Source organism: Labrys methylaminiphilus subsp. lupini, from assembly GCF_051161885.1.
Classification (GTDB): domain Bacteria; phylum Pseudomonadota; class Alphaproteobacteria; order Rhizobiales; family Labraceae; genus Labrys.
Genome location: NZ_JBMDIH010000001.1, coordinates 1,637,264 through 1,663,297, shown reverse-complemented (window position 1 = coordinate 1,663,297; position 26,034 = coordinate 1,637,264). Strand labels below are relative to the sequence as shown.

Annotated in this window: 21 protein-coding genes; 8 read left to right on the top strand and 13 right to left on the bottom strand. The window is 63.6% G+C overall.

All coding sequences use genetic code 11. The features are described 5' to 3' along the window. Positions 1 to 214: 214 nt before the first annotated feature. Both ACN6KF_RS07875 and ACN6KF_RS07870 read right to left on the bottom strand, forming a co-directional pair. On the bottom strand, positions 215 to 2,539 hold the full coding sequence (locus ACN6KF_RS07875; protein ID WP_434956312.1) for a sensor histidine kinase NtrY-like: 2,325 nt from the start codon (positions 2,537 to 2,539) through the stop codon (positions 215 to 217). Between the two features lie 129 nt (positions 2,540 to 2,668). Continuing rightward, the gene (locus ACN6KF_RS07870) at positions 2,669 to 3,730 is read right to left on the bottom strand and encodes a DUF2252 family protein (RefSeq protein ID WP_434956311.1); all 1,062 of its coding nucleotides are present in this window, start codon (positions 3,728 to 3,730) and stop codon (positions 2,669 to 2,671) included. 156 nt (positions 3,731 to 3,886) lie between these two features. Between ACN6KF_RS07870 and ACN6KF_RS07865 the strand changes: the two genes are divergently transcribed. Then, positions 3,887 to 5,599, top strand: a complete 1,713-nt coding sequence (locus ACN6KF_RS07865) for a phospholipase D-like domain-containing protein (RefSeq protein ID WP_434956310.1) — start codon at positions 3,887 to 3,889, stop codon at positions 5,597 to 5,599. Between the two features lie 15 nt (positions 5,600 to 5,614). On the opposite strand, the gene ntrC is transcribed toward ACN6KF_RS07865, so the two are convergent. Genes ntrC through dusB form a run of 3 tightly spaced genes read right to left on the bottom strand, consistent with a single transcriptional unit; the run spans position 5,615 to position 9,203 of the window. Further along, positions 5,615 to 7,054, bottom strand: coding sequence for a nitrogen regulation protein NR(I) (gene ntrC / locus ACN6KF_RS07860; protein ID WP_434956309.1), 1,440 nt, complete (start codon positions 7,052 to 7,054; stop codon positions 5,615 to 5,617). A gap of 11 nt (positions 7,055 to 7,065) precedes the next feature. After that, a complete protein-coding gene (locus ACN6KF_RS07855; RefSeq protein WP_434956308.1) occupies positions 7,066 to 8,166 on the bottom strand; it encodes a two-component system sensor histidine kinase NtrB in 1,101 nt (366 codons plus the stop codon). After that, the gene (dusB, locus tag ACN6KF_RS07850) at positions 8,163 to 9,203 is read right to left on the bottom strand and encodes a tRNA dihydrouridine synthase DusB (protein ID WP_434956307.1); all 1,041 of its coding nucleotides are present in this window, start codon (positions 9,201 to 9,203) and stop codon (positions 8,163 to 8,165) included. Before dusB ends, ACN6KF_RS07855 begins: the two co-directional genes overlap by 4 nt. A gap of 227 nt (positions 9,204 to 9,430) precedes the next feature. Between dusB and ACN6KF_RS07845 the strand changes: the two genes are divergently transcribed. Both ACN6KF_RS07845 and ACN6KF_RS07840 read left to right on the top strand, forming a co-directional pair. Further along, positions 9,431 to 9,808: a DUF2147 domain-containing protein gene (locus tag ACN6KF_RS07845; RefSeq protein WP_434956306.1), complete on the top strand. Its 378-nt coding sequence runs from the start codon at positions 9,431 to 9,433 to the stop codon at positions 9,806 to 9,808. 91 nt (positions 9,809 to 9,899) lie between these two features. Continuing rightward, entirely contained in the window at positions 9,900 to 10,928 is a 1,029-nt protein-coding gene (locus ACN6KF_RS07840; protein WP_434956305.1) for a cupin domain-containing protein, read from the top strand. A 74-nt stretch (positions 10,929 to 11,002) separates the two neighbouring features. On the opposite strand, the gene gatB is transcribed toward ACN6KF_RS07840, so the two are convergent. From gatB to gatC, 4 genes are all read right to left on the bottom strand, one after another. Next, positions 11,003 to 12,469 (bottom strand): Asp-tRNA(Asn)/Glu-tRNA(Gln) amidotransferase subunit GatB, encoded by a 1,467-nt coding sequence (gene gatB, locus ACN6KF_RS07835; RefSeq protein WP_434956304.1) that lies wholly within the window; start codon positions 12,467 to 12,469, stop codon positions 11,003 to 11,005. A gap of 48 nt (positions 12,470 to 12,517) precedes the next feature. Beyond that, entirely contained in the window at positions 12,518 to 12,844 is a 327-nt protein-coding gene (locus tag ACN6KF_RS07830) for a chorismate mutase (protein ID WP_434956303.1), read from the bottom strand. A gap of 2 nt (positions 12,845 to 12,846) precedes the next feature. After that, positions 12,847 to 14,385 carry an amidase gene (locus ACN6KF_RS07825; protein WP_434956302.1) on the bottom strand — a complete coding sequence of 513 codons (1,539 nt, stop codon included), beginning with the start codon at positions 14,383 to 14,385 and terminating at the stop codon, positions 12,847 to 12,849. Between the two features lie 88 nt (positions 14,386 to 14,473). Beyond that, positions 14,474 to 14,761 carry an Asp-tRNA(Asn)/Glu-tRNA(Gln) amidotransferase subunit GatC gene (gene gatC, locus ACN6KF_RS07820; RefSeq protein ID WP_149250944.1) on the bottom strand — a complete coding sequence of 96 codons (288 nt, stop codon included), beginning with the start codon at positions 14,759 to 14,761 and terminating at the stop codon, positions 14,474 to 14,476. 194 nt (positions 14,762 to 14,955) lie between these two features. Between gatC and ACN6KF_RS07815 the strand changes: the two genes are divergently transcribed. Both ACN6KF_RS07815 and ACN6KF_RS07810 read left to right on the top strand, forming a co-directional pair. Further along, entirely contained in the window at positions 14,956 to 16,668 is a 1,713-nt protein-coding gene (locus ACN6KF_RS07815) for a caspase family protein (RefSeq protein WP_434956301.1), read from the top strand. 54 nt (positions 16,669 to 16,722) lie between these two features. Further along, on the top strand, positions 16,723 to 17,718 hold the full coding sequence (locus tag ACN6KF_RS07810) for a tetratricopeptide repeat protein (RefSeq protein ID WP_434956300.1): 996 nt from the start codon (positions 16,723 to 16,725) through the stop codon (positions 17,716 to 17,718). Positions 17,719 to 17,794: 76 nt separating this feature from the next. Here ACN6KF_RS07810 and ACN6KF_RS07805 read toward each other — a convergent pair whose 3' ends face one another. Further along, positions 17,795 to 18,496: a metal-dependent hydrolase gene (locus ACN6KF_RS07805; RefSeq protein WP_434956299.1), complete on the bottom strand. Its 702-nt coding sequence runs from the start codon at positions 18,494 to 18,496 to the stop codon at positions 17,795 to 17,797. Between the two features lie 189 nt (positions 18,497 to 18,685). Here ACN6KF_RS07805 and ruvX point away from each other — a divergent pair, with 189 nt between their 5' ends. Next, on the top strand, positions 18,686 to 19,105 hold the full coding sequence (gene ruvX, locus ACN6KF_RS07800; RefSeq protein ID WP_434959632.1) for a Holliday junction resolvase RuvX: 420 nt from the start codon (positions 18,686 to 18,688) through the stop codon (positions 19,103 to 19,105). Positions 19,106 to 19,218: 113 nt separating this feature from the next. On the opposite strand, the gene ACN6KF_RS07795 is transcribed toward ruvX, so the two are convergent. From ACN6KF_RS07795 to ACN6KF_RS07785, 3 genes are all read right to left on the bottom strand, one after another. Next, entirely contained in the window at positions 19,219 to 20,196 is a 978-nt protein-coding gene (locus ACN6KF_RS07795; protein ID WP_434956298.1) for an Ldh family oxidoreductase, read from the bottom strand. A 118-nt stretch (positions 20,197 to 20,314) separates the two neighbouring features. Then, the gene (gene tcuC / locus ACN6KF_RS07790; RefSeq protein WP_434956297.1) at positions 20,315 to 21,610 is read right to left on the bottom strand and encodes an MFS transporter; all 1,296 of its coding nucleotides are present in this window, start codon (positions 21,608 to 21,610) and stop codon (positions 20,315 to 20,317) included. 158 nt (positions 21,611 to 21,768) lie between these two features. Then, complete coding sequence (locus tag ACN6KF_RS07785) at positions 21,769 to 23,298, bottom strand: ABC-F family ATP-binding cassette domain-containing protein (RefSeq protein ID WP_434956296.1); 1,530 nt, start codon at positions 23,296 to 23,298, stop codon at positions 21,769 to 21,771. Positions 23,299 to 23,712: 414 nt separating this feature from the next. Between ACN6KF_RS07785 and ACN6KF_RS07780 the strand changes: the two genes are divergently transcribed. Both ACN6KF_RS07780 and ACN6KF_RS07775 read left to right on the top strand, forming a co-directional pair. After that, on the top strand, positions 23,713 to 24,660 hold the full coding sequence (locus ACN6KF_RS07780; RefSeq protein ID WP_434956295.1) for an aspartate carbamoyltransferase catalytic subunit: 948 nt from the start codon (positions 23,713 to 23,715) through the stop codon (positions 24,658 to 24,660). A gap of 13 nt (positions 24,661 to 24,673) precedes the next feature. Beyond that, on the top strand, positions 24,674 to 25,987 hold the full coding sequence (locus ACN6KF_RS07775; protein ID WP_434956294.1) for a dihydroorotase: 1,314 nt from the start codon (positions 24,674 to 24,676) through the stop codon (positions 25,985 to 25,987). The last annotated feature ends 47 nt before the right edge of the window (positions 25,988 to 26,034 follow it).

Here is a 26,034-nt window from a genome sequence, read left to right as displayed (position 1 = left end):
AGGCACGTCGCCCGCAAACGCTTTGCAATCGCGTATCGGATCAAGGTGTCCCATCCAATGCCAAGCCTCGAAGATTCTGACGCATTCTCGGCTTGAACACCCGCCAATTTGCGAAACCAAATCAAAGATTTGGCGAAAATTGTCAGACGGAACCAAGATCCATCGACAATGTCTCTTGGTATTACATCTTGGCGCGGAAGGTAGGGTAGAACCATCATTGTGCGGCCTCGTTGCTGGCCGCATCGGACTTGCCCGTTGCTTCCACCGGGAACCACAGACGCATCATGGCGCCGTGGCCGCCATCGGCCACCGCCGGGGCGTCGAGCAGCTCGATGCCGCCGCCATGCTCCTCCATGATCTTGCCGACGATGGCGAGGCCGAGGCCCGTGCCTTTCTCGCGCGTGGTGACATAGGGCTCCAGCAGCTTCTGGCGGTTTTCCTTGGGCAGACCGATGCCGTTGTCGATCACCTCCACGGCGATATCCGCTTCCCTGCGCACCACACGCACCTCGACGGTCCCCGTGCCCTCGCGATCGTCAGGCCGGCCCGCGATGGCCTCCGTGGCATTTTTCACGATGTTGGTGACGGCCTGCGAGAGCAGGCGGCGGTCGAACCGGGCGATGATGGGCTCGGGCGGTGGCTGGTAGTTGAAGCTGATGTCGGGATAGCCGATCCGCATCATGAACACGACCTGCTTCACCATCTCGCCGAAATCCTCGCTCTCGATCGAGGGCTTGGGCATACGGGCGAAGGAGGAAAATTCGTCGACCATGCGCTTGATGTCGTCGACCTGGCGCACGATGGTGTCGGTGCACTGGTCGAAGACCTCGCGGTCCTCCACGATGACCTTGCCGTATTTGCGCCGGATGCGTTCGGCCGAAAGCTGGATCGGCGTCAGCGGATTCTTGATCTCATGGGCAATGCGGCGGGCTACATCGGCCCAGGCGGAGCTGCGCTGCGCCAGCACGAGTTCGGTAATGTCGTCCAGCGTCACCACATAGCCATGCTCGCGCATGGTCGACTGCTCGGACGTGACGCGCACGGTGACGTTGCGCTCGCGTCCGTCGCGATTGATGGTGATCTGGCCCTGCACCAGCCGCGACCTGGTGCCGAGCGCGTCGGCGAGATAGGTCGACAACTCAGGCATCACCTCGGCCAGGGGACGCCCGACGGGGGACTGGCGCGATTTGATCCAGGTGCTGGCGAGCGGATTGACCACGGTGATCTTGCCCTCGTCGTCGATGCCGATCACGCCGGTCGAAACGCCCGACAGCACCGCCTCGATGAAGCGCCGGCGGCTGTCGAGCAGATCATTGGCGCCGAGCAGGTCGTTGCGCTGGGTGCGCAGCGTGTCCGTCATATTGTTGAAGGTGTCGCCAAGCTTGCCGAGATCGCCGGAACGCGGCTCCACCGGCACATGCACATTGAGATTGCCGCTGCCGACCTGGTCCGCCGCGCTGATCAGGCGGCGGATCGGATCCACCAGGCGATTGGCAAAGGAAAGGCCGATCCAGATCGCCGCCAACAGCATGTTGAGGGCGATGATGGCGTAGAGCAGCGCGAAATTGACCTGGGTCGGGAAGCGGGACGCCTTCAGATTCTCGAAGCGAGCCGAGTCCTCGCCGGTCTGGCGGATATATTCTGCGATCTTGGGGTCGAAGGGCCGGACAATGAAGAGATAGCGATCGGTGTAGGCAGCCAGCTTGATGATCTGGCCGGTGACGTTCTGCGTACCAGGATCGATGCGAACGGCCGGTTGCTGGTCGGCGGCGGCAAGGGCCGGAAACAGTTTGGCCGGCAGGAAGAACGGCAAGCTGCCGGGCACATAGGACTGGTCGGTTACCGCCCCCTCTCGGGTCAGGATCATGGCGCTCGACAGGCCGTAATTCACGGCGAGCATGTCGAACAGGCGTTGAAACTGCGACCGGTCCGCCGCGTAGAGCGGCGAATATTTGTTGAGGTCGGCCGCCATCGACAGGCCGGCGAACCGCAATTGCTGGGCCTGCTCGTCCTGATAGGAATTGGCGACCGCGACCGAGGTGTTGACGATGTTGCTGACGCGTGTCGAGAACAGATTGTCGAGGCCGCGGTCGAGCGAGATGATCGCCACCGTCGCCAACAGCAGGACCGGCACGGCGGAGACGATGGAGAACAGCCCGATCACCCGCATATGCAGCGCGGCACCGGCTTGCCCGCGACGCCTTGCGACGATCAGATTACCTGCCTCGACCGCAAGCAGCACCAGCAAAGCCACAATGAAGGAGGCATTGACGATGAACAGCGCATCGATGGCATTGCTATAGGCGGCATCGGTATTCGGCGCCTGGACGGCGGCGTCGATGCCCAGCTGGAAGCGCAGACGGGCGACCGTGCTCTTGAGCAGCACCGAGATCGGCTCGACGTCGACCAAGACGAAGAATGTTCCGATCGCCGAAGCAACCGAAAGAATGACCAGGCCGAATCCGAGCAGGCCGAGGCGCCGCGCCGGCATGCTGGCAGCATCTGCCCCCGTTTGCTGCGCGTTGTCTGCAACTGCCATTCGAACGCCGTCCCCGCCCCTGTTATCGACCGATCAGCCTGGGCAATTCCAGGCTGAGTGATTCCTGCAACAGTGTTGCCGAATTGTAACAGAATCAAGGCGAAACTAACGGGGCAGAATAATCAGGGTTCAAGCGAACTCTTCTTGTTCGCCGATCACTGCCTCGGCCGCCGCCTCGGCGGCATTGCAGAGCCAGTCCTTACCGCGCTTGCGCAAATCCTTCTGCAGCACAGGCAATCTATGCGGGTCATCGGCATGGCAATTGGCGATTTCCTGCCCCATCAATGTGAGCATGCGAGGCGACAGGAACTCGTCGACAGAGGTTTTCACTTCCAGCTTGCGGCTGTTGGGCGACAAGCGCCGCACCAAAATGGCATCCTTCACGCCATAATACGGGTCGGGTGCGCGGCAGCGGCCGGTTGCAATCTTCTCGACCAGGATCGCCTTGGCCCGAGGATCGAAGCGATAAGACCAGGCCGAGATGGTCAACCTCTTGGCCTCCCGCAGCACCGGTCCGCCCCGCCACTCGCCGCAGGCGACGAAACGTGCCCGGCCAAGACTGCCGGTTCCCGCCTGCCGGGGCGCGAAACGATATTTACCCTGCGGATCGGGCATCGAGGCTCGCAGCCTCTCCTCGTAATCGAGCTTGATAGGCTTTCGCGTCTTGATGTCGAACTTGCTCCAGAATGCCTTGCGTGCGGCTTCCGGCAGCAGCACCGCCTTGCGCAACCATTTATAGTCACGTTCGAGCACCACGGGCGACGGGTTGGCGAGCCCCGCGCCATAGCCGGTTGCGATCGCCCGGCAAATCTCCTCCGCCGGCAGACCCCTGCTACCTCGGGCCAGCAGCGCGCTGGTGGCAAGCCGCACGAGATCGAGCACATAGGGCATGACGGCGGCATCGTCGAAATCATTGGCGCCCCAGATCAGCCGTCCCTCGTCATCGCGCCAGGTGCCGAAATTCTCCAGATGGGTGTCGCCGATCGCCAGAACCTCTGGCGCATTCGCAAGCTCCGGGCAGATCTCCAGGATCGTCTCGGCCCAACGCCAATAGGTCGCGCGCAGAAAGGCGAAGGCACCGCTGCGCATCTTGCGGTGCTTTTCCTCCAGGTCTGCCTCGACGAAATCGGTCCCGATCTCTCCTCTCAGCCAGTCCTCATAGGCGTGTACCGACGCCCTGATTGCGTTCATGCCTGCTTCCCACATCCGGGTGAACCGAGTTTAGGGCCTGCCCAAGGCGAACGGTAGCGAATTTGCCACCCTCTCCTGTCACGCAATGGTCGAGCTCCTGTGCTCTAGTTTACCAGTACTTTCCAGCGATCGACGCACAATGCGGGGGAACCGGGCATGCGGGCGGAAGCAACGAACGGTGATTTTGCGCTTCGCGCCATCGCCGGCAGCAATGTGGTGCTCCTGGCGATCGATGCCACCGCCGAGGCCCGCCGGGGCTTGCTCGGCTTTGCCATCAAACGCAGTGACGTCACCGAGGACCAGTCCTATTGGCTGAGCGGCACCAAGCTCTTTCGCGACGTGGTTCCCGAACCGCGTCCGGGGCAGAAATACTCCACGCTCGAACAGCCGATTCAGAGCTTCTTGTGGAGCGACTACACCGCCAAGCCCGGCCGTCCCTATGGCTTCCTGATCCGTCCCGTTTACGGTACGCCGAAGAACCTGCGCTATGGCAAGGATCTTGAAATCGAGGTCACGACCGAGAGTGAGGATGGCGGCAAGCACGCCGTCTATTTCAATCGCGGCGCCATAGCGAGCCAGGCCTTCGCCGAGAAATTCGGCAATCGGGGACCGACCGATCCCAATGACAGCCATGACCGCATCACCCAATGGCTTTCGCGCGGCCTGCTCGAGGCCGCTCTCGGCTTCATTGACGACACTCGCCCGGGGGAAAGCCTGCGTGTCGCCGCCTATGAATTCAGCTATCCGCCAATCCTGAAAGCCCTGGCCGCCGCTCACGAGCGCAAGGTCGATGTCGCCGTCGTCTATGAGGCTGGCCAGGAAACCGTGAAAGGCGAGCGCAAGGATACCGAGGCCACCAAGGCCAATGCCGCAGCCATCAAGGCATCCGGCCTGCCGAAGGCGATCCTGCTGCCGCGCATCCACCGCAACGACATTCCCCACAACAAGTTCATCCTGCGCCTGTCAGACGATCCGGCGCGCGTGGCTGTGTGGACCGGTTCGACCAATTTCACGGCGTCCGGCTTTCTCGGGCAGAGCAATGTCGGCCATCTCGTGCGGGATCCAGCGCTCGCCGCCCACTATCTCGCTTACTGGGAAAAGCTTGCGGCGGACACCGAATGGAAGCCCCTGCGTCAATGGGTGGGAAGCGAGAATGCCGCGCCCCGAAACGAGGTTGCGCCAGGCACGATCACCCCGCTGTTCAGTCCACGCCCCGATGACAGCCTGCTCGCCTGGTATGCCGATCGCATCCATACGGCCCGGCAAACCGTGATGTTCACGGCGGCCTTCGGCGTGAACGCCACCCTGGCCAAGGTCTTTGCCGAGGACGTCGATTTCCTGCGCTACATCCTGCTCGAAAAGCCGCTCGACACCAAGGCGGAGAAGGCGCTGGTCGGCGATCCCGACCTACAGATCGCCAATGGCGCCGCTCTCGGCAAGATGACGCTGCGCGCCAAGGTTCCCGGCTGGAAGCTCGACAGATGGTTCCTGGAGGAAGGCCATTACCGCTATGAAGGGAATGTCTTCTACATTCACACCAAGATCCTTTTGATCGATCCGCTGTCGGACGATCCTCTGGTCATCAGCGGCTCGGCGAATTTTTCAAAGAACTCCCTCGTCAACAATGACGAGAACATGCTCCTCATCCGCGGCGATACGCGCGTCGCCGACATCTACATGACGGAGTTCGACCGCATCTTCCGCCATTTCTATTTCCGCAATGTCGCCAACCAGCTCGCGCTCAAAGGAAGCGAGGGAACGCAGGCGATCTTCCTCGACCCGACCGACGCATGGGTTGCCGAGAACTTCGATCCCGACCGGATGAAATCAAAACGGCGCAAGCTCTTCTTCCCGCAATCGCCGAATTGAATCCTGCTCCGCGCCTCACCGGATGGCGCGGATGACCTGGATATCGAGATCGCGGATCTTCTTGCGCAGCGTGTTGCGGTTGACGCCGAGGAGTTCGGCCGCCTTGATCTGGTTTCCGCGTGTCGCCGCGAGCGCCGCGCCGATCAACGGCTCCTCGATATCGCGCAGCACCCGGTGATAGAGGCCGGGCGGCGGCAGATCGTCGCCGAACTTGCTGAAATAGCGCGTCATGTGGCGTTCGACCGAGGCCGACAGGGTTTCATCGGCCGAGTTCTCCGCCTCCAGCGGCATGGTTTCGGAGGTCGCCAGTTCCTGCTCGATGATCGCAGCCGTCAACGTTTCCTGCGGATAGAGCGCGCTGAGCCGGCGCACCAAATTTTCGAGTTCGCGCACATTGCCGGGCCAGCGATGGCGCTTGAGACGCTCGACGGCCGAAACGTCCAGGTGCTTGGGCGGCAGGCCCTCGCGCTCCACCAGCTTGAAGAAATGGCGGGCAAGGTCCGGCACGTCCTCAGCCCGCTCGCGCAGGGGCGGCAGGCGCAGCGGCACGACATTGAGGCGGAAGAACAGATCCTCGCGGAACAGGCCCTGCTGGATCAGGATGCGAAGATCCTTGTTGGTGGCGGCAACGATGCGCACATCGGTCTTGATCGGGGTCCGCCCGCCCACGGTGGTATATTCGCCCTGCTGCAGGACGCGCAGCAGGCGCGTTTGTGCCTCCATCGGCATGTCGCCGATTTCATCGAGGAACAGCGTGCCTCCCTCGGCCTGCTCGAACCGCCCCACGGAACGGGCATTGGCGCCGGTGAAGGCTCCCTTCTCATGGCCGAACAGCTCGGATTCGATCAGATCGCGCGGGATCGCCGCCATGTTGATGGCAACGAAGGCGCCGCTGCGCCGCTTGCCGTAATCGTGCAAAGCGCGGGCCACCAACTCCTTGCCGGTGCCTGATTCACCCGAGATCATCACGGTCAGGTCGGTCTGCATCAGGCGGGCAAGGACGCGATAGATCTCCTGCATTGCCGCCGAACGGCCGACCAGCGGCATGCTCTCGGCTTCCTCGCCCGAGCGCGGCGCCGGCTTGCCGCGAGGCTCGCTCAGGGCGCGGCCGACGATGGCGATCAGCTCCTTCAGGTCGAAGGGTTTGGGCAGATAGTCATAGGCACCCTTCTCGGAGGCTCGGATCGCCGTCATCAGGGTGTTCTGGGCTGACATCACCACGACGGGCAGTTCCGGCCGCACCTTCTTGATGCGCGGCAGCATGTCGAAGGCATTCTCGTCCGGCATCACCACATCGGTGATGACCAGATCCCCCTCGCCCTGGCTGACCCATCGCCACAACGTGGTGGCGTTCCCGGTCGAGCGTACCTCATAACCGGCGCGCGAAAGGGCCTGGTTGAGCACGGTCCGGATGGCGGCGTCGTCATCGGCGACGAGAATACTGCCTGCCTGCATACTCGGTTTTCCTATGCGCTACGGTCGGAACGATACATGGGGAGAAGGATGCGAAAGACCGTACGCTTGTTCTGGCTCTCGCATTCGACGATGCCGCCGTGATCACCGACGATCTTGGCGACCAGGGCCAGCCCCAGCCCGGTGCCACTGGTCTTGGTGGTGACGAAGGGATCGAACAGGTAGGGCAGAAGATCAGGCGCCACCCCCGGGCCGCTATCCTTGATGCAGACCTCGATGGGCAGACTGACCCGTGAGGACGATCCCGGCACCGACAGGCGCACGCCTGGCTTGAAGCCGGTGGTCATGGTGATCTCGCCATCCGTGTCGCCGTCGATCGCCTCGGCGGCATTCTTGACCAGGTTGAGGACGACCTGAACGAGCTGGTCCTTGTTGGCATGCACCGGCGGCAGCGAGGGATCATAATCCTCGATGAACTTGATCTTGCGGGCAAAGCCGGACTGGGCCAGCTTCTTCACATGCTCCAGCACGACGTGGATGTTGACCGGGCTGCGCGCCACCGGGCGCTCGTCCGAAAACACCTCCATGCGGTCGACCAGCTTGACGATACGGTCGGCCTCCTCGCAGATCAGCTGCGTCAACTCGCGGTCGGCATCCTCGACCGACTGCTCCAGGAGCTGGGCGGCGCCACGGATGCCGGAAAGCGGATTCTTGATCTCGTGGGCCAGCATGGCCGCCAGTGCCGTCACCGAACGGGCTGCACCGCGGTGGGTGAGCTGGCGATCCATCTTGTCGGCGATGGTGCGTTCCTGCAGCATGATCACCACGCCGCCGGACTGGTCCTGCATCGGCGCGACCTGGATGTCGACATGCCGCTCTACCCCGATCCGCGGCGAGCCGAGATCGACGCGATATTCGTTCACGGGCGCATTGCGCTCGCGGACCTGGTCGATCAGGGCCAGCAGGGGCGAGCCGAAAGGCAGCAGATCCTTGATCAGGTTGCGCCGCATCATCGGCGCACTGACGTCGAAGAAAGCCTCGGCGGCCATATTGGCATCGAGCACCCTGCCCTGCCCATCCACCGAGAGAATGGCGTGAGGCAAGGCATTCAGGACGGCCTCGTGATTGGGCATGTGGCGTGGCAGTGCTGTCATGCCGCCACCCGATCGAGACTGGCAAAAAAGGCGTTGAAGGCGGCCGCCACATCACTCGGTTTGTCACCCGTCAGCACCGACTGGCGAAGTTCGGCATTGCCGCCGCCGAAATAGCCCTGGGCAGCCTCCATCGCCGAGGCCAGATGCTTGCGGGCGTGGCGGATGCCGTGCGCAGGTCCGTAAAGATCCAGCAGGCCGTGATAATGCTCGAGGGTGAGATCACGCTGCACCGCCGCATCGGGCACCGGCAGCACCTCGCCGGCTGCGAGCTCGCGGGCTATGTGTCCAGGCAGCCAGGCCCGTCCCTGGGCGGCCCGGCCGACCATGACGGCATCGCAACCCGATTGCTGCAGCATGGCCAGCGCATCACTGAGGCTGCGACAATCACCATTGGCGACCACGGGGATGCCGACCGCCTGCTTGACGGCCCGAATGGCCTGCCAATCGGCGGTGCCCTTGTAGAACTGCATGCGCGTACGCCCATGCACGGTGATCATGGCGGCGCCTGCCCGCTCGGCGCGGCGGGCAAGCTCCGGGGCGTTGAGGCTGGCATGGTCCCAGCCCAGGCGCATCTTCACCGTCACCGGAACCTTCACGGCCGATACCGTCGCCTCGATCAGGGTAAGCGCGTGATCGAGGTCGCGCATCAAGGCCGAGCCGGACCAGCCGCCAGTAACGCGCTTGGCCGGGCAGCCCATATTGATGTCAATGACATCCGCACCAGCGTCGACGGCCACCCGGGCCGCCTCGCCCATCCAGCGCGCTTCGCAACCGGCGAGTTGCACGACGTGCGGCCCGCCGCCGGGGGCTTCGGCCCGCAAGCGCGCCTCTTCGTCGCCCGTGGCGAGACGATCGCTCGCTACCATCTCGGAAATCACCAGACCTGCGCCCTGGCGCTGCGCAATGCCACGCAGAACGGCATCGGTCACGCCGGACATCGGCGCCAGGACTACCGGGTTTGCCAACTCGACTGCCCCGATCCGCAGCCGCTCCGGCGGCGCGGACTGGACCTCAGTCGCGATTTCCTTGCCTACCATGAATGCAGGGCTCCTTTATGCTCACAATCTAGCCAGTCACAGGGATGGCAGCAAGCGGAATTCGCCTCCTAAACAAGCATGCCTGCAAAACGGGCAGCGCAGGGCAGATTCATCTCGCCCACAACCTCCATCGCTGCGATTTGCACATTGCCTGAGTTTGGCAAATGATGCGGTCGCGCAGGGGCACCTCATGCTGCCTCTTACAGCCACGCCCTGGAGTGAAATCGATGAAGATCAAGCTATCACAAGTTGTTATAGCCGCTGTCTCAAGTACTTTGTTGGCAGGCGCCGCCCACGCCGGCGATGCCTCCGGGACCTGGCTGAGGGAGAACGGCGAATCGAAGGTGAAGATCGCTCCCTGCGGCGAAGCTCTGTGCGGCTCCGTCACCTGGGTCAAGGATCCCAAGCATCAAGACAATGTCGGCAAGCGCGTTTTCTACGACATGGCGCCGTCGGGCGACGATAAATGGAAAGGCAAGGCCTTCAATCCTGAGGACGGCAAGACCTATACCGGCACCATGACCCTTTCGGGCAACCGCCTCACCACAGCCGGCTGCGTGCTCGGCGGACTGATTTGTCGGTCCGTCACCTGGAACCGCCAGTAAAGATGGCAGGCGCGCCGTCCCCGATGCCGGTGCGCCTTTTCACCTCGCCGGGAAGTCTTGCTCGGCCGGAAGCACGAAAGGGTATCGAGCGATGACGGCAGACAACGAGCCTGCGGTACGCCCGATTTCGTCGCATGACGTGGCTTGGACGGAATGGTCCGACGTGCCTCGTTTCGGCGTACGCTATCGTCATCTCACCTTGGCTGCCATGGGTGAGCCCTATCATGTCGGCGTCGCCATCGAGGAGCTCGAGCCCGGCAGGCAGAGTTCGCCCGCACATTTTCATATTTTCGAGGAAGAGCACGTCTTCGTCCTCGACGGAGAACTCACCGCGCGGGTCGGCGTCGAGACGCATGTGATGAAGGCGGGCGACTATATCTGCTTTCCCGCCGGACAAAGGGCCGGGCATTGCCTCCTCAACACCGGCACCGCAACGGCCCGCTACGTGATCATCGGCGAGCGCAACCCCAATGAGGTCGTCGTCTACACCGACTCGAACAAGGTGCTGGTGCGAGCCCTGGGACGGGATGCCATCTTCGACCTCGCGGCGGCCCGCAGCTACTGGGATGGAGAAGTGACCGGCCCCGACAATCCTGCTTTTCCCAGGCCCGACGTCATCGCCACGCTGTCTCAGCCGGCCAAGCCTCTCCTCCCCATCTCGGCGGACGACATCCCCTGGAACGGCGATGGCGCCGGCCCGCAATTTGGCGGTTCATCCAAGCATTTGACCCACGCGGTGGCCGGCAGGGCCTATCGCGTCGGCGTGCTGATCGAGTCCCCGGCTCCGGGCATGCGGCTCTGCCCGACCCATTACCACATGCTGGAAGAAGAGCATGCACTGGTCCTCGAAGGAGAGCTGACGCTCATCCTCGGCGAGGAGCGCCTCCCCATGAAACCCGGCGACTATGTCTGTTTTCCCGCCGGGCGGAAGATCGGCCATTCCTTCGTCAATAGCGGCACGGGTCCCTGTCGGTATCTGATGATCGGCGAGCGCAATCCGAACGAGGTCTGCGTCTATCCCGACTCGAACAAGATGGCCGTCGACGCCCTCCGCGTGGAGCCAGGGGTTTTCGACATGTCGGCGACCAGGAATTATTGGGATGGCGAGAAGACCGCCTGAGCAGGTTCAGCCACGATGTGCCTATCGCGCTCCATCGTTCGACGGAGCGCGATCGGCACATCGCTACCTCGCCCTCACAGGCCGAGCTTGGCCTTCAGGATATCGTTCACGGCCTGCGGATTGGCCTTGCCGCCGCTCTGCTTCATCACCTGGCCGACGAACCAGCCCAGCATGGTCGGCTTGGCCTTGACCTGCTCGACCTTGTCGGGATTGGCTGCGATCACCGCATCGATGGCGGCCTCGATGGCCCCGGTATCGGTAACCTGCTTCATGCCGCGCGCCTCGACGACGGCGCGCGGGTCGCCGCCCTCGGTCCAGACGATCTCGAACAGATCCTTGGCAATCTTGCCCGAGATGACGTTCTCGCCGATAAGATCGACGATGCTGCCGAGCTGCTGGGCCGAGACGGGCGAAGAGGTGATGTCGAGCCCTTCCTTGTTGAGGCGCCCGAACAATTCGTTGATCACCCAGTTTGCCGCGATCTTGCCGTCGCGCCCCGTGGCAACCGCCTCGAAGAAGTCCGCGGATTCGCGCTCGGCCGTCAGCACGCCGGCATCATAAGCCGACAGGCCGTACTGGCTGATGAAGCGCGCCTTCTTGGGATCGGGCAGTTCCGGAAGATGGCCGGCGAGATCGTCGACATAGGCCTGATCGAATTCGAGCGGCAGCAGGTCCGGGTCGGGGAAGTAGCGATAATCGTGTGCTTCTTCCTTCGAACGCATGGACCGCGTCTCGCCCTTGTTCGGATCATAGAGACGCGTCTCCTGGTCGATGGAGCCACCATCCTCCAGGATGCCGATCTGGCGACGGGCTTCGATCTCGACGGCCTGGCCGATGAAGCGGATCGAGTTGACGTTCTTGATCTCGCAGCGCGTGCCAAGGGGATCGCCGGGCTTGCGCACGGAGACGTTGACGTCGGCACGCAGATTGCCCTTGTCCATGTCGCCGTCGCAGGTGCCGAGATAACGCAGGATCGTACGCAGCTTGGTGACATAGGCGCGCGCCTCGTCGGCCGACCGCAGATCCGGCCTGGAGACGATCTCCATCAAGGCCACACCCGACCGGTTGAGATCGACCAGCGAGACATCGCCCACATGCATGGACTTGCCGGCATCCTGCTCCAGATGCAGGCGCTCAATGCCCACGCTCAGCGTCTCGCCGGTCTCCGGTACCTCGACGATGACGGTGCCCTCGCCGATGATCGGCTGCTTGTACTGCGAGATCTGGTAGCCCTGCGGCAGGTCGGGATAGAAATAATTCTTGCGGTCGAACACCGACTTCAGGTTGACCTGCGCCTTGAGGCCGAGCCCCGTGCGGATGGCCTGGCGCACGCATTCCTCGTTGATCACGGGCAGCATGCCGGGCATGGCGGCGTCAACGAGCGAGACGTGGCTGTTGGGCTCGCCGCCAAACTTGGTGGAAGCACCCGAAAAGAGCTTGGCCTCGGAAGTGACCTGGGCATGGATTTCCATGCCCACAACCACTTCCCAGTCGCCCGTGGCGCCCTTGATCAGCTTCTTGGGGTCAACCGTGGCGTTCATGTCTAGGCTCCGGTTCAAAGAACGGTTCGATAGTGTCGCAGGCTGGATTCAGCCTGGTTTGTCGGCGGCTAGGTGGCGGTTCTCGTAATCGATGATCCAGGCCACCATGTCGCGCCAGATGAGTTCGGCAAGCTCGGGCGGCAATCCTTCGGCTTGCGCCCGCTTGCAGGCCGATGCCACCACTTCCTCGACGCGTTCGGGGATGTTGGCGGGCAGGCCGTCGCGGTTCTTCACCTTGACCACCCGCTGCACGACCTTGATGCGGTTGGCCAGGAGATGCACCAGCTTTTCATCGATGGCATCGATCTCCCGGCGCAGGTCCGCCAATGTCTCGCTCGTGCCCAATGTTTCGCGGGTGTTCTCGGCGCCGCTCATGCTCAGGCCCACCAGCGCTCGGGGCGGCCGAGCGAGCCGGCCGCCTGTTCGACGGCATGGCCCAGGGTGAACAGCGTCTCCTCGTCGAAGGGGCGCCCGATGAGCTGCAGGCCGAGTGGCAGGCCGCCCGAGGACAGCCCAGCCGGAACGGACAGGCCCGGCAGGCCGGCCAGGTTCACCGTGACCGTGAAGACGTCGTAGAGATACATCTCCACCGGATCGGTACCGCCCTTTTCACCGATGCCGAAGGCGGGCGACGGGGTGGCCGGGGTGAGGATGGCATCGACGCCGCTGGCATAGGCCTGTTCGAAATCGCGCTTGATCAGCGTGCGGATCTTTTGGGCCCGGACGTAATAGGCGTCGTAATAGCCGGCCGAGAGCACGTAGGTGCCGATCAGGATACGACGCTTTACCTCGGCGCCGAAACCGGCGGCGCGGCTATTCTCGTAGAGCTCGGTGATCTCGCGGCCGGCAACCCGCTCGCCATAGCGCACGCCGTCATAGCGGGCGAGATTGGAAGAGCACTCGGCCGGGGCCACGATATAATAGGCCGGCAGCGCATATTTGGTGTGCGGCAGGCTGATCTCGCGAATCTCGGCGCCGGCATCGCGCAGCCAGTCGATGCCCTTCTGCCAGAGCGCATCAATCTCCGCCGACAGACCCTCGACCCGATATTCCTTGGGAATGCCGATGACCTTGCCCTTGACGCTGCCGCCGATCGCCGCCTCGTAATCGGGCACGGCGATATCCATGGAAGTGGTGTCCTTGGGATCGTGGCCGGCCATCGAGTTGAGCATGATGGCACAATCGCGAACGGTATGGCCGAAGGCACCAGCCTGATCGAGCGAGGAGGCGTAGGCAATGATCCCCCAGCGCGAGCAACGGCCATAGGTCGGCTTGATGCCGGTGATGCCGGTGATGGCGGCGGGCTGGCGGATGGAGCCGCCGGTGTCGGTACCCGCCGCACCGGGGCACAGTCGCGCAGCCACGGCGGCGGCGGAGCCGCCGGAGGAGCCGCCGGGAACCAGGAAGCCGTTCGGCGTCTTGCCGGCAGCGCGGGCTTCTTCGAGCTTGCGCTTGCCTTCCTCGGCGCTCCAGGTCGGCGGCAGCCAGGGCGAGACAGCCGCCCCGAAGGCTGAGGTCTCGTTCGACGAACCCATGGCGAATTCATCATTATTGGTCTTGCCGAGCATCACGGCGCCGTCGCGCCAGAGCTGGCTCGTCACCGTCGACTCATAGGGCGGCACGAAATTGTCGAGGATGCGCGAGCAGGCGGTGGTGCGCACGCCCTCGGTGGCGAACAGATCCTTGACGCCGAGCGGCACGCCCTCAAGCGCGCCGCCTTCGCCCCGGGCGAGCTTGTCGTCGGCTCGGGCAGCCATGGCGAGGGCCTGCTCCGGTGTTTCCAGCACATAGGCATTGAGGCCACGTGCCTTCTCCATCGCGTCGAGATAGGCCTTGGCCGCCTCGGTCGCGGTGAAGGCCTTGGCCTTCAGGCCATCGCGGATTTCGGCAAGGGTGAGATCGGTGATATGGCTCACGGAAAGATGTCCTGAACGGATATGGCCAGGGCTCGAAGCGGCGGGGAATGCAGCGGCTCGGGCACGCCTGGCCTGGAAACGGCGTAACTCAGTCGACGACCTTGGGAACGAGGAAGTAGTTGTCCTCGGAGGCCGGCGCATTCGCGACGATCTTTTCGGCGATATTGCCGTCCGTCACCACGTCCTGGCGCTTCTTCATCACCATCGGTGTCACAGACGTCATCGGCTCGACACCGTCGACATCGACTTCATCGAGTTGGGCCACGAAATCGAGGATGGCATTCAGCTCGCCCTGCAAATGCGGAACGTCTTCTTCGGTGACGGCAATGCGCGCAAGACGCGCGATACGCTTCACCGTGGCGGCATCGACAGACATGAAACCCTCGATTGTGCGCAAAATCACGGAACGGCGCGGTCTATCACGCGTAGCTTTGCAGGCGCAACCGATCTTGTCCTCCATGATGCCGCAAGTCAGGGGAACGAGTCACGCTTGTTCGACGCCGCCTGCGCGATGGCTCTCGTAAGAGGTCGTTGCGTAAGCTATTCTGCCTGTGCGATTGGGGAATCTCCATGAGAGCGCGCTTCGTCCTGCTCCTACTCGCCCTCCTGGCCTTCGGGAACGGCGTGGCGCCGGCCTCCGCCAAGCTGCTTGCCCTCATCGTCGGCAACAATACCTATCAGGAAGTGCCGCCACTGCAGACGGCCGTGAACGACGCCCAGGCGATGCGTGAGGCGTTGCAGCGGGCGGGCTTTACGGTCACGCTGGTCGAGAACGGCACCAAGCGCCAGATCAGCCGGGCCATGGCGACGGTGGAGGGCGCGATAAGCCCTGGCGACACCGTGCTGTTCCATTATTCCGGCCATGGCGTCGAGATCGACGGGCAGAACTGGCTGCTTCCGGTCGACATTCCCGCCGCGACCGAGGGAGAAGCCGGCCTCATCAAGGACGAATCCTTCAACGCCGCCGACATCATCGAGCGCTTCCGCTCCAAGGGCGCCCGGCAGGTGGTGGCAATTCTCGATGCCTGTCGCAACAATCCCTTCGCGCAGAGCGGCACGCGTGCCCTGCCCGCGACCCGGGGCCTTGCCCGCATGGAGGCGGATGGCGGCGTCTTCATCATGTTTTCGGCCGGCAGCAAGCAGGAGGCGCTGGACCGCCTTTCGTCGGGCGACCCCGAAAAAACTTCCGTCTTCGTGCGCTCCTTCCTGCCGTTGCTGGGGCGCCAGGACTTGACGCTGATCGACATGGCCAAGGAAACGCAGGAGAAGGTGCGCGCCCTTGCCCGCAGCGCCGGCCGTGAACAGGTGCCGGCTTATTATGACGGTATCGTAGGCCGGGTGACGCTGACGGGTGACTTGCCTGCGGCTCGCCCCGCGGTCCAGGCGTTGCCCGCCGCACCGACAGCCTCCCTATCCGGCGACAGCCAGTCTGAAAATCTGTTCTGGCAGTCGATCCAGGCCAGTTCCGATCCCGCCATGTTCCAGGCCTATCTCGAACAAGTCCAGAGCGGGACTTTCACGGGTACCTACAGGGCACTGGCACAGATCAAGCTTGCCGCTCTGCAGCCCAAATCCGAGCCGCAAACCGCGCCCAAGCCCGCCTCCCCGCCGCCATCCAGCCAGCAGGCCGCCCTGCCGGCTCCAGCCGCTCCAAAAACCGAAGCGCGGAACGACGACGTCAAGGCCTGCGATCAGGCCGCCGCCGATCCGCGCGACCCCGACAGGCCGAAGGACGTAGGGGGCGTGAATGTGACCCTTGCGGGGGCGGACGCTGCCGTCGCGGCCTGCAGCAAGGCCATTGCTTCGCCGGGCGCGCCGCGCCGCCTCTATTACCAGCTCGCCCGCGCCTATGGTCAGAGCAGCCAGGATGCCCTGGCTTTGGTGCAGTTGCAGAAAGCCGCGGCTCTCGGCCACGGCATTGCGCTGTATGAGCTGGCCGGGCGCCATCTGGCCGGGCGGGGTGTTCCAAAGGATGCCGTCAAGGCCCTCAGCCTCTACTACAAGGCCACCGATGGCAATTACGCGCCGGCCATCAGCCGCATCGCATGGATGTATGCCAATGGCTTTGGTGCCAGCCGCGACTATCGCAAGGCCGCAGCGATCTATGAACTCGGGGTCCAGGCCAAGGAGCCGACGGCCTTTTCCGGCCTTGGCCTGCTCTACCTCAAAGGCCAGGGCGTGACCAAGGATGCCGGCAAGGCCTGCGACCTCTTCAGGCAGGGCGCGGCCGCGGGGGATGCCGACGCGGCGGGCAATCTCAATGCCAAATGCCCGCCGGGCTGAGCGATAGGCGCAGGCAGGTTCAGTCAGACGGTTGGAAATGAGCGGAGAGTATAGATGTCGATGAAATTGCTGGCAGGGTCGCTGATCGCCACGGCGCTGGCGCTGTCGTGGAGCGCGCCGGGGCTGGCTGATCCGGCCCGTCCCCTGCTGCTCGCCCAGGCGAGCCAGTCGGCCGAGGACATCTTCTGGCAATCGGTGCAAAACAGCACCGATCCCGCCATGTTCCAGGCCTATCTCGACCAGGTTGCCAGTGGCACCTTCAAGGGCGTCTACAAGCCCCTGGCCGAGATCAAGTTGCGAGCATTGGGCAAGGCTGCCGCACCGGCCACGCCAACCTCGGAGGCGACCACCCAGGACCGGGGCACACCAGCGCCGGCGGCGGAACCGGCACCTTCATCTCCACCCGCCCAGACCGCGCAGGATGCCGCATCATCGCCTGATATCGAGGCCTGCGATCGTGCGGCCGCCCACGCAATGGACGAACAGAAGCCCGCAAATCTGCCCGGCGTCACCTTCGACAAGCTCGACACCTCGGCAGCAATCACCGCCTGTCTGAAGGCGACGAAGATCGCCGATGCGCCATCGCGGGAGTTCTTCCAGCTTGGCCGCAGCTATGACAAGGCAGAGAATTTCAAAGAAGCCATGGTGGCCTACAAGGCGGCAATGGAAAAGGGGCACAAACGGGCGATCTACAACGTGGCAACCGGCCTGATGAAGACCCGGCGCGGCGTCAAGAAGGACCCCGCCGCGGCATTGGCGCTGATGGAGAGGGCGGTGGATGAGAAAGTGATGTTCGCCCTCTCCGGGCTAGGCGACTATTACCGCCTGGGCGTCGGTGGTCGCCGTAATTACCCGAAAGCGATCGACTACTACAATCAGGCCATCGCAGCCGGTGATTCACAAGGCTATGTCGGCCTCGCCATCATGACCTATGACGGCACTGGCGTGCCGAGAAACCGCAACAAGGCCTGCGATCTCTGGCAGAAGAGCTCCAGCCTCGGGGATATCAACGCCGCCGACTACAGCAAACGGTACTGCCGGTATCGCTAAGGCGGCGACACAAATACCTGCCACGTCAGGCGGGAGGTCGCAGGCAAGTTGCCTGTGACCTTTCGTATATGCGTCCTTATCCCAGCTCCACGCTTTCGCCGGGTTTGGGGGCAAGCACCCTGGTCTTGCTGCCGGCGATGCCCGCGGTGAAGGCGTCGGCATTGCTCACCAGGCCTGGGAAGGTCGCGTAATGGCAGGGAATCGCGACCTCCAGATTGAGATAGCGCTTCACGGCGAGCGCCGCAGTCTGCGGGCCCATGGTGTAGCGGTCCCCGATCGGCACCAGGCCGATCTTGGGCTGATGCAGTTCGGCGATCAGCGCCATGTCGGAGAAGATGTCGGTATCGCCCAGGTGATAGAGCGTCGGCTGTCCCGGCGCCTTGAGGATGAGGCCGTTCGAATTGCCCACGGCGACGCTGACGCCATTGTCGATCAGACTGGCCGAATGATCCGCCCTCACCATCGTCGCGGTGAAACCGCCAAGGTCGACGGTGCCGCCCGTGTTCATCGGCTCGACCTTCTCTACGCCCTTGCCCGCCAGAAAGGTCACCAGATCAGCATTGGAGACCACCGTCGCTCCGGTTTCCCGCGCCAGTTCGATGGTATCGCCGACATGATCGGCATGGCCATGGGTGAGCAAGATGTGGCTGATGCCGGCGCTGACGGCCGCGCGGTCCCCCTTGAAGGAGGGGTTCCCGCTCAAAAAGGGGTCGAACAGCACGGCCTTGCCGTCGAATTCGACACGAAAGGCGGCATGGCCGAGCCAGGTAATACGCATTTGGATAATCCCTTGAACAATGAGGTTGGTGTTAGCGACAGAAAACCATAACGCCCCACCCCCGTGAAATGCTATCGGCTTTCCAACCAGACGCCAATCCTGGGACCGCGGACGTCTCAGCGACATGCTCCCAGGGATATTTCCTTGATCGTTGATCTTTTCGACCTCGCCGAAAACCTGCCTGCCGAAATGCGCCTGTTTGGCCTTGATCTCGGCACCAAGACGATCGGGCTGGCGCTTTCCGACGTGATGCTGACCATCGCCTCGCCGCTGGAGACGATCCGGCGCACCAAGTTCACCGCCGATGCCGAACAATTGCTCGCCCTCGCCGCCCGGCACGATGTCGGCGGCCTGGTACTCGGGTACCCCCTCAACATGGATGGCAGCAAGGGCCCCCGTGCCCAGGCCTCCGAAAGTTTTGCCCGCAATCTGCAACGCCTGAGCGACTTACCGGTCGCCCTTTGGGACGAGCGCCTGTCCACGGTCGCGGTGACGAGAACCTTGCTCGAAGCCGATGCCTCGCGGCGCAGGCGCGCGGAGGTCGTCGACAAAATGGCCGCATCCTTCATCCTGCAAGGCGCACTGGATCGCCTGGGCTACGGGCGATAACCGCATCGAAGCCTTATTGGACTGCAAAGTCGCTAAGCTGCTGACGCTCGCCGCCATGCGCAATTTGACGTGCTCTGCGTCGTTGTTGGACAGAACCGGGACGACGAAATGCCTCAGCGCCCGTCCCGTTCCAACGCCTCTATCACCGCCTTGGGAACCTCGATGGTTTCGCCGGCGCGCTTGCGGCCGGGAATATGCACTCCCTTGCCGGACAGCCTGTTCAACTGCTCCTTCAGGCGATCGGCAAAGCCCGGTTCCAGGAGATCGGGCTTCAGGGCGAGCACGAACAGGCCCGCTCCCGGGCTTTTCTCCCCAGTCATGAAACGCGGGGCATCAAGCGACCAGTTCGCTCCGCTGATGCCGGCGGCCAGCACCTCCACCATCAGGGCGATATTGCCGCCGCGGGCGCCACCGAAGGCCAGGAGCGCTCCCTTGACTGCCTCGCGCGCGTCGGTCGTCGGGCGTCCCTGCGCATCGATCGCCCAGCCTTCTGGAATGGTCTCGCCCTTCTCGGCGGCCCGCCGGACATTCACGAAGGCGGTGGCGCTGGAAGCCTGGTCGATCAACAAGGGCAGTTCACCGGCGACGGGAGCCGCGAATGCCAGAGGATTGGTGCAATAGACTGCCTCGCTGCCCAATGCGGCCGCCATCAGGGCCGGCCCGTTGGAAGCGGCAATGGCGACCAGTCCGTTTTCGGCCAGGCGGCGCACATAGTAACCCAGCTCGCCGGTGGTATAGCTGTTGTGCTGGACGAAGACCGCCAGCCCGTAGAGACCGGCCCTGCTACACAACGCGTCGAACGCCCTGTCGAAACCGAGCTGGGCGATACCGCCCTTCGCATCGGAGCGGATAATAGCCAAGGCCGGATCGTCGAGTTCCGGCTCTACCCCTGTGGCGATCCGCCCCGAGATAAAACCGACCAGATAATCACGCAGATGGGCAAGCCCCACCGAGGAGCGCCCAACCCATTCGGCGGAAACGATGGCATCGGCAAGCGACCGCGCAATCGCCTCATCGGCGCCCGCCCCCCGGCAAGCACCGTAGGCGAGAGTCCAGGTCGCCTCCCGCCCCAATCTTACGACATCCGACATCTGCGACAACCAACTCCCAAAGTGCCCTGCGATCTGCCGAAATCGACAGGAATCGCAACGACGTATTCAAACAAAGACCAAGCACGAACGAGCGCTCGGCCAGGAGCGTTCGTTTGTCCTAGAATGCCGATGCCGGATCCGGTCGGCTGCTCGCCAGTTTCGTGCGGTAGATGAGCAGGGCTGCGATCAATCCGCAAGCCGCCGCTGCCGACAGCCACAGCCCCGGTGCCGCCTTGTTCTGCAACAGGGAAATCAGCCAGGTGGAGACCGCCAGTGAAAAGCCGCCGAGCGCGGTGGCGAGGCTATAGGCCAGGGAGAATCCAGTGGTACGGACGTGGGCCGGCACGATCTCGGTGAGGGCCACCACCATGGCACCGTTATAGCCGCCATAGAGGAAGGAAAACCACAGCTCGACCTCCAGCATGTGTGCAAAGCTGGGAGCGCTGACCAACCAGGACAGGGCGGGATAGGCGGTCACCAGCATCAGGAAGGAGAAGATCGCAAGGATGGGGAAGCGTCCGATGCGGTCCGACAACGCCCCCATCACCGGCAGCCAGATGAAATTGGAAATGCCGACGCACAAAGTGACCACCAGGGCATCGGACTCCGACAATTTGAGTACGCTCTTGCCGAAGGTCGGCGTGTAGACGGTGATCAGATAGAAGGAGACGGTGGTCATCAACACCAGCATCACGCCGAGCAACACGACCTGCCAGTTTTGCAGCAGCGAAGACACCGCCTGCTGCAGGGTCGGTCGGACATGACGCGCTTCGAATTCGGCCGTCTCCTCCAGGCTCCGGCGCAGGAAGAACAGCAGCGGCACGATCATGCAGCCGATGAAGAAAGGAATGCGCCAGGCCCAATCGGTGATGGTCTCAGGCATCAGGAGGTGATTGAGCGCGTAGCCGATCAAGGCCGATACCACGATGGCGACCTGCTGGCTGGCCGACTGCCAGGAGACATAAAAGCCCTTGTTGCCCGGGGTCGCCATCTCGGCGAGATAGACGGAGACGCCGCCCAGTTCCACGCCGGCCGAAAAGCCCTGCAGCAAGCGCCCGATCAGTACCAGGATCGGCGCCAGCAAGCCTATGGTGGCATAGCCCGGCACGAAAGCGATCAGCACGGTGCCCATCGCCATGATGCCGAGCGTAACGATCAGTCCCCGCCGGCGGCCGATACGATCGATGTAGGAGCCAAGAAACAAGGCACCGAGCGGCCGCATCAGGAAGCCGGCCCCGAAAGTCATGAAGGCCTGCAGAAGAGACGTCGTTTCATTCTGTGAGGGAAAGAAGGCCTGGGATATCTGGGTGGCATAGAACCCGAACAAAAAGAAATCGAACATTTCGAGGAAATTGCCGCTGGTGACCCTGAGTACGGTCCCCGCTTTCGACTGACCTGTCGCCGCGCCTGCCATGAGCGTTCTTCCTGTCTGTTCTTGTTTGTTCGTTCGCCCCCCGGCACGAGCATTAAGAGCCAGCCCACGCGCCCCGACAAGGGAAATATTCGGCCAGCCAACGGAGGGCTCGGTCCTTCCGAAACCATCCGGAAGGGCCGCGGCCGGGAGAGGAACAATCAGTTCTCCGTCCCGCTTACGGCGGCGAAGAACGCCTCTGGTCCGTCCGCCTCGATCAACTTCCTGCCTTCGATCAACCAGAAGCGATTGCCAACTGCACGTACGAAGCTCCTGTCATGCGAGACCAGCAGGCAGCTGACATTGGGGCGCAGCAACTCTGTCTCCAAGGCTTCCTGCCCGTCGATGTCGAGATGGTTGGTCGGCTCATCGAGGAGATAGAAGTTCGGTTCGGCCAGCCTCAGCATCAGCAGACCCAGACGTGCCTTCTGGCCCCCGGAGAGCTGGCCGATCGGACGGGTCTGCTTCTCGATCGCCACACCGACCCCGGCCAGTAACGAGCGCGCCCGCTGGTCGCCGACTTCGAAGCGGTGGATCAGGGCATGGTGCGGCGTCTCGGCGTCGTCGAGGTCAGCCAGAGCCTGGTCGCTATAGCCGAGGACCAGCGCGGGGGTGGCCTTAACGCCTTCCGCATCGGTCTGCGGCTGCTCGATCGCACGGCGCAGCAAGCTGACGAGCCGCGTCTTGCCCGCGCCATTGGCGCCGAGCAGAACGATGCGGTCGCCCTGGCAGATGAAGCGCTTGCCAGTCCGAAACAGCAGCGTGCCGTTGGGGGTGGTCACAGCCGCGTCATCGAAGCTGACCAGTACCTTGGCATGCGTGCCCTGGCTGGCAAGCCGGACGGCGCCGGCGGAACGCTCTTGATGGGCGGGCTTTGCCGCGCCCTCCAGGCGTTCGGCGCGCTCCTTCAATTGCTTGGTCTTGACGACCAGGAGATCGCTGCCGGAATTGATGCCGATATTGTTCAGCTTCGCCGCCTGCTTGCGCAGTTGCTGGGCTGTCTTGATATCTCGCTGATAGCGTCGTTCGTCCGCGGCGTCGGCCTCATCGAGTGCGATCCGGGCCCGCGAATAGGCCAAGGGGAACAATTGCGGCTGCTCCGGCCGCAGGAACAGGGTGCGATTGGTGGTGGCGTCGAGAAAGGCCCGGTCATGGCTTGCCACCACCACGGGCACGTCGCGCGGCAAAGCGTTGAGCCAATCCTCCAGCAGGGCAATCTTGGCGAGGTCGAGGTGATTGGTCGGCTCGTCGAGCAGCAGGAGATCGGGCTCCCTGACCCAGACCCGCGCAAGCATGGCCAACCTGAGCCAACCGCCGCTCAACTGCCCGAGTGACCTCTGCCGCAAGATTTCAGGTACCTGCAGCGAATCGAGGGTGACGTCTACGCGCCAGCCCTCGCTTACCTGCGCCTCCGCCGACAGGGCCGAGAGGACAGCCTCGTAAAAGGGCATGTCGAGCAAGGCTGTCGGTACATGCTGCTCGACGTGGCCGATCGTCAGCCCGCGCGACTTGACGATATCCCCCTCCCCCGGATCCATCGTGCCGGCGATGCAGCGCAGGAGGGTGGATTTGCCACGGCCATTGGCCGCCACCAAGCCGATACGATCGCCGGCATTGATCGTGAGGTTGAGTTGCGAGAAAAGCGGTGTGCTCAGCGTCACGCCGAGGTTGCGCAGGGTAGTCAGGCTCATGGGAATTCTCTGGTCCGGACCGGCGATCGCGGCATCCCGGGCACGCAGCCATCAAGGAATGCAGGCGAAGGAACGGCGTTTGACGATGCGCAATCACGAGCATGTTCTCGTTCTGCGCGGGCCACGAAGGGCAGACCAGCAAGGGGGAGATACGACCTCTGGTCAGCCCTGCAAACGCATCTGCAGGGCCTGAACTGGGCCACGCTGGCGATGATGATCGCAACGAATAATCACGCGCAGCCCTCCTTTCCCGGTTCGAGTATCACCTCGCCGATAGCATTGGTCCGAGGGATAGGCAAGTCATGTCCGCACTCTCCCTGGAAGCCCTCACCCAAAAGTCTCAGGTGGAAAAACACGCAAGGCCTATCTCCGGCCTTGCTGCCGTCACTAGTGCGGCCTATGAAGTCGGCTTTGATGACAAAGCCAGCTCAAGCGACTTATCCGCACCGCCACCTCCTCGGCATAGAAGGCCTGACGGAGAGCGATATCCTCAGCCTACTCGACGAAGCCGACGAGCACATCGCCTTCAACAGGCAGGTCGAGAAGAAATCGTCCGCCCTGCGCGGGCGCACCCAGATCAATCTGTTCTTCGAGCCCTCGACTCGCACCCAGTCCTCCTTCGAGTTGGCGGGCAAGCGGCTCGGCGCCGATGTGATGAACATGTCGGTCGGCTCGTCCTCGGTGAAGAAGGGCGAGACGCTGATCGATACCGCCATCACCCTCAACGCCATGCGGCCAGACGTGATCGTGGTCAGGCACAACCAGGCCGGCGCCGTACATCTCCTGGCCCGCAAGGTCGATTGCGCCGTGGTAAACGCCGGCGACGGCGCCCACGAGCACCCGACCCAGGCTTTGCTGGATGCCCTCACCATCCGCCGCAACAAGGGGCGCATCGCCGGGCTGACGGTGGCCATCTGCGGCGACATCCTGCATTCACGCGTTGCCCGCTCCAATATCCTGCTGCTCGGCACGCTGGGGGCCCGCGTCCGCCTGATCGCGCCCACCACCTTGCTCCCCGCCGGCATCGATCGCTTCGGTGTCGAGATCTTCAAGGACATTCGGGAAGGTCTCCGCGACGCCGACATCGTGATGATGCTGCGCCTCCAGCGCGAGCGCATGGCAGGCGCTTTCATCCCCTCGACCAAGGAATATTTCCGCTATTTCGGCCTGGACGAGGAAAAGCTCGGCTTTGCCAAGCCGGATGCCCTGGTGATGCATCCCGGCCCGATGAATCGCGGGGTGGAGATCGATACCGCCGTCGCCGACGGCGCCCAGTCGCTCATCCGCGAGCAAGTCGAGGCGGGCGTCGCCGTCCGCATGGCCGTGCTCGAGGCTCTTGCCCGCAACCTGCCGAATGTCTGAGGGGAACTGGAAGTTGGATAACGCTCGCCCTCTGGCCCCGGCCAATGCCCTTCTGGTCAATGCACTGCTGACCGATCCCGCCGCCGGATCGCAGCAGCGTGGCGGCCTACTGATTCGCGACGGCGTCATCGCCGATATCGGGAGCCATCTCACCTCCGGCACCGTGGGCTCGGACACCGCCATCATCGATTGCGATGGCCAGGTCGTCGCTCCCGGCCTGGTCGACATGCGGGCCGTGACGGGCGAGCCGGGCGCCGAGCACCGCGAAACCCTCGCCACCGCCTCTCAGGCGGCGGCTGCCGGTGGCGTCACCACCATCGTCTGCACGCCGGAAACCCATCCGCCGATCGACGATCCCGCCGTGGTCGATTTTGTACTGCGCCGCGCCCGCGATACCGCCATCGTGCATGTCCATGCCATGGCGGCGCTGACCAAGGGCCTTGCCGGCCAGGAGATGACCGAGATCGGCCTGCTCGGCGAAGCGGGTGCCGTCGCCTTCACCGATGGCGCCCACAGCGTGATGAATGCCCGGGTGATGCGTCGGACACTGACCTATGCGCGCGATTTCGACGCTCTCATTATCCATCATACCCAGGATAGCGATCTGGCCGGTGACGGCGTGATGAACGAGGGCGAATTTGCCAGCCGGCTCGGCCTGCCAGGCATTCCCGCCGAAGCGGAAGCCATCCTGCTGGAACGGGACATGCGCCTGGTCGCCCTGACCGGTGGGCGTTATCACGCCGCAACCGTCACCTGCCGCGCCTCGATCGAGGTGCTGCGCCGGGCCAGGCAGGACGGGCTCGACGTCACCGCCTCCACCTCGATCAACCACGTCACCCTCAACGAGAACGACATCGACGGTTTCCGTACCTTCTGCAAGGTATCGCCGCCGCTGCGGCATGAGGACGACCGCATGGCCCTGGTCCAGGCGGTCAAGGATGGGCTGGTCGATGCGATCGTCTCCGATCACAATCCCCAGGACGTCGAGACCAAGCGCCAGCCTTTCGCCGAGGCGGCCGACGGCGCCATCGGCCTGGAAACCATGCTCTCGGCCGGCCTGCGACTGGTGCATGACGGCTCGCTGGACCTGATCGGCCTCTTGCGGGCTCTTTCGACGCGACCGGCGCAAATCCTGCGCCTGCCTGGCGGCACGCTGGCCAAGGGTGCAAGCGCGGACGTCATCGTCTTCGATCCTGACGTGCCCTTTGTGCTCGACGCCGCCAAGCTACGGTCTCGCTGCAAGAACTCGCCCTTTGACGGCGCGCGCCTCAGCGGCCTGGTTTCCCGCACCTTCGTTGCCGGCCGCCAGGTGTTCGAGCGGGGCTGAAGGCCTGCCTCAAGGATACGGAGTCCCGGGAGCCGGACCTCCCCGTC

Bases quoted from the DNA above. Each gene is read 5' to 3' on its own strand.
- ACN6KF_RS07875 (WP_434956312.1), bottom strand. From the start codon at position 2,539: ATGGCAGTTGCAGACAACGCGCAGCAAACGGGGGCAGATGCTGCCAGC.
- ACN6KF_RS07870 (WP_434956311.1), bottom strand. From the start codon at position 3,730: ATGAACGCAATCAGGGCGTCGGTACACGCCTATGAGGACTGGCTGAGA.
- ACN6KF_RS07865 (WP_434956310.1), top strand. From the start codon at position 3,887: ATGCGGGCGGAAGCAACGAACGGTGATTTTGCGCTTCGCGCCATCGCC.
- ntrC (WP_434956309.1), bottom strand. From the start codon at position 7,054: ATGCAGGCAGGCAGTATTCTCGTCGCCGATGACGACGCCGCCATCCGG.
- ACN6KF_RS07855 (WP_434956308.1), bottom strand. From the start codon at position 8,166: ATGACAGCACTGCCACGCCACATGCCCAATCACGAGGCCGTCCTGAAT.
- dusB (WP_434956307.1), bottom strand. From the start codon at position 9,203: ATGGTAGGCAAGGAAATCGCGACTGAGGTCCAGTCCGCGCCGCCGGAG.
- ACN6KF_RS07845 (WP_434956306.1), top strand. From the start codon at position 9,431: ATGAAGATCAAGCTATCACAAGTTGTTATAGCCGCTGTCTCAAGTACT.
- ACN6KF_RS07840 (WP_434956305.1), top strand. From the start codon at position 9,900: ATGACGGCAGACAACGAGCCTGCGGTACGCCCGATTTCGTCGCATGAC.
- gatB (WP_434956304.1), bottom strand. From the start codon at position 12,469: ATGAACGCCACGGTTGACCCCAAGAAGCTGATCAAGGGCGCCACGGGC.
- ACN6KF_RS07830 (WP_434956303.1), bottom strand. From the start codon at position 12,844: ATGAGCGGCGCCGAGAACACCCGCGAAACATTGGGCACGAGCGAGACA.
- gatC (WP_149250944.1), bottom strand. From the start codon at position 14,761: ATGTCTGTCGATGCCGCCACGGTGAAGCGTATCGCGCGTCTTGCGCGC.
- ACN6KF_RS07815 (WP_434956301.1), top strand. From the start codon at position 14,956: ATGAGAGCGCGCTTCGTCCTGCTCCTACTCGCCCTCCTGGCCTTCGGG.
- ACN6KF_RS07810 (WP_434956300.1), top strand. From the start codon at position 16,723: ATGTCGATGAAATTGCTGGCAGGGTCGCTGATCGCCACGGCGCTGGCG.
- ACN6KF_RS07805 (WP_434956299.1), bottom strand. From the start codon at position 18,496: ATGCGTATTACCTGGCTCGGCCATGCCGCCTTTCGTGTCGAATTCGAC.
- ruvX (WP_434959632.1), top strand. From the start codon at position 18,686: ATGCGCCTGTTTGGCCTTGATCTCGGCACCAAGACGATCGGGCTGGCG.
- ACN6KF_RS07795 (WP_434956298.1), bottom strand. From the start codon at position 20,196: ATGTCGGATGTCGTAAGATTGGGGCGGGAGGCGACCTGGACTCTCGCC.
- tcuC (WP_434956297.1), bottom strand. From the start codon at position 21,610: ATGGCAGGCGCGGCGACAGGTCAGTCGAAAGCGGGGACCGTACTCAGG.
- ACN6KF_RS07785 (WP_434956296.1), bottom strand. From the start codon at position 23,298: ATGAGCCTGACTACCCTGCGCAACCTCGGCGTGACGCTGAGCACACCG.
- ACN6KF_RS07780 (WP_434956295.1), top strand. From the start codon at position 23,713: ATGACAAAGCCAGCTCAAGCGACTTATCCGCACCGCCACCTCCTCGGC.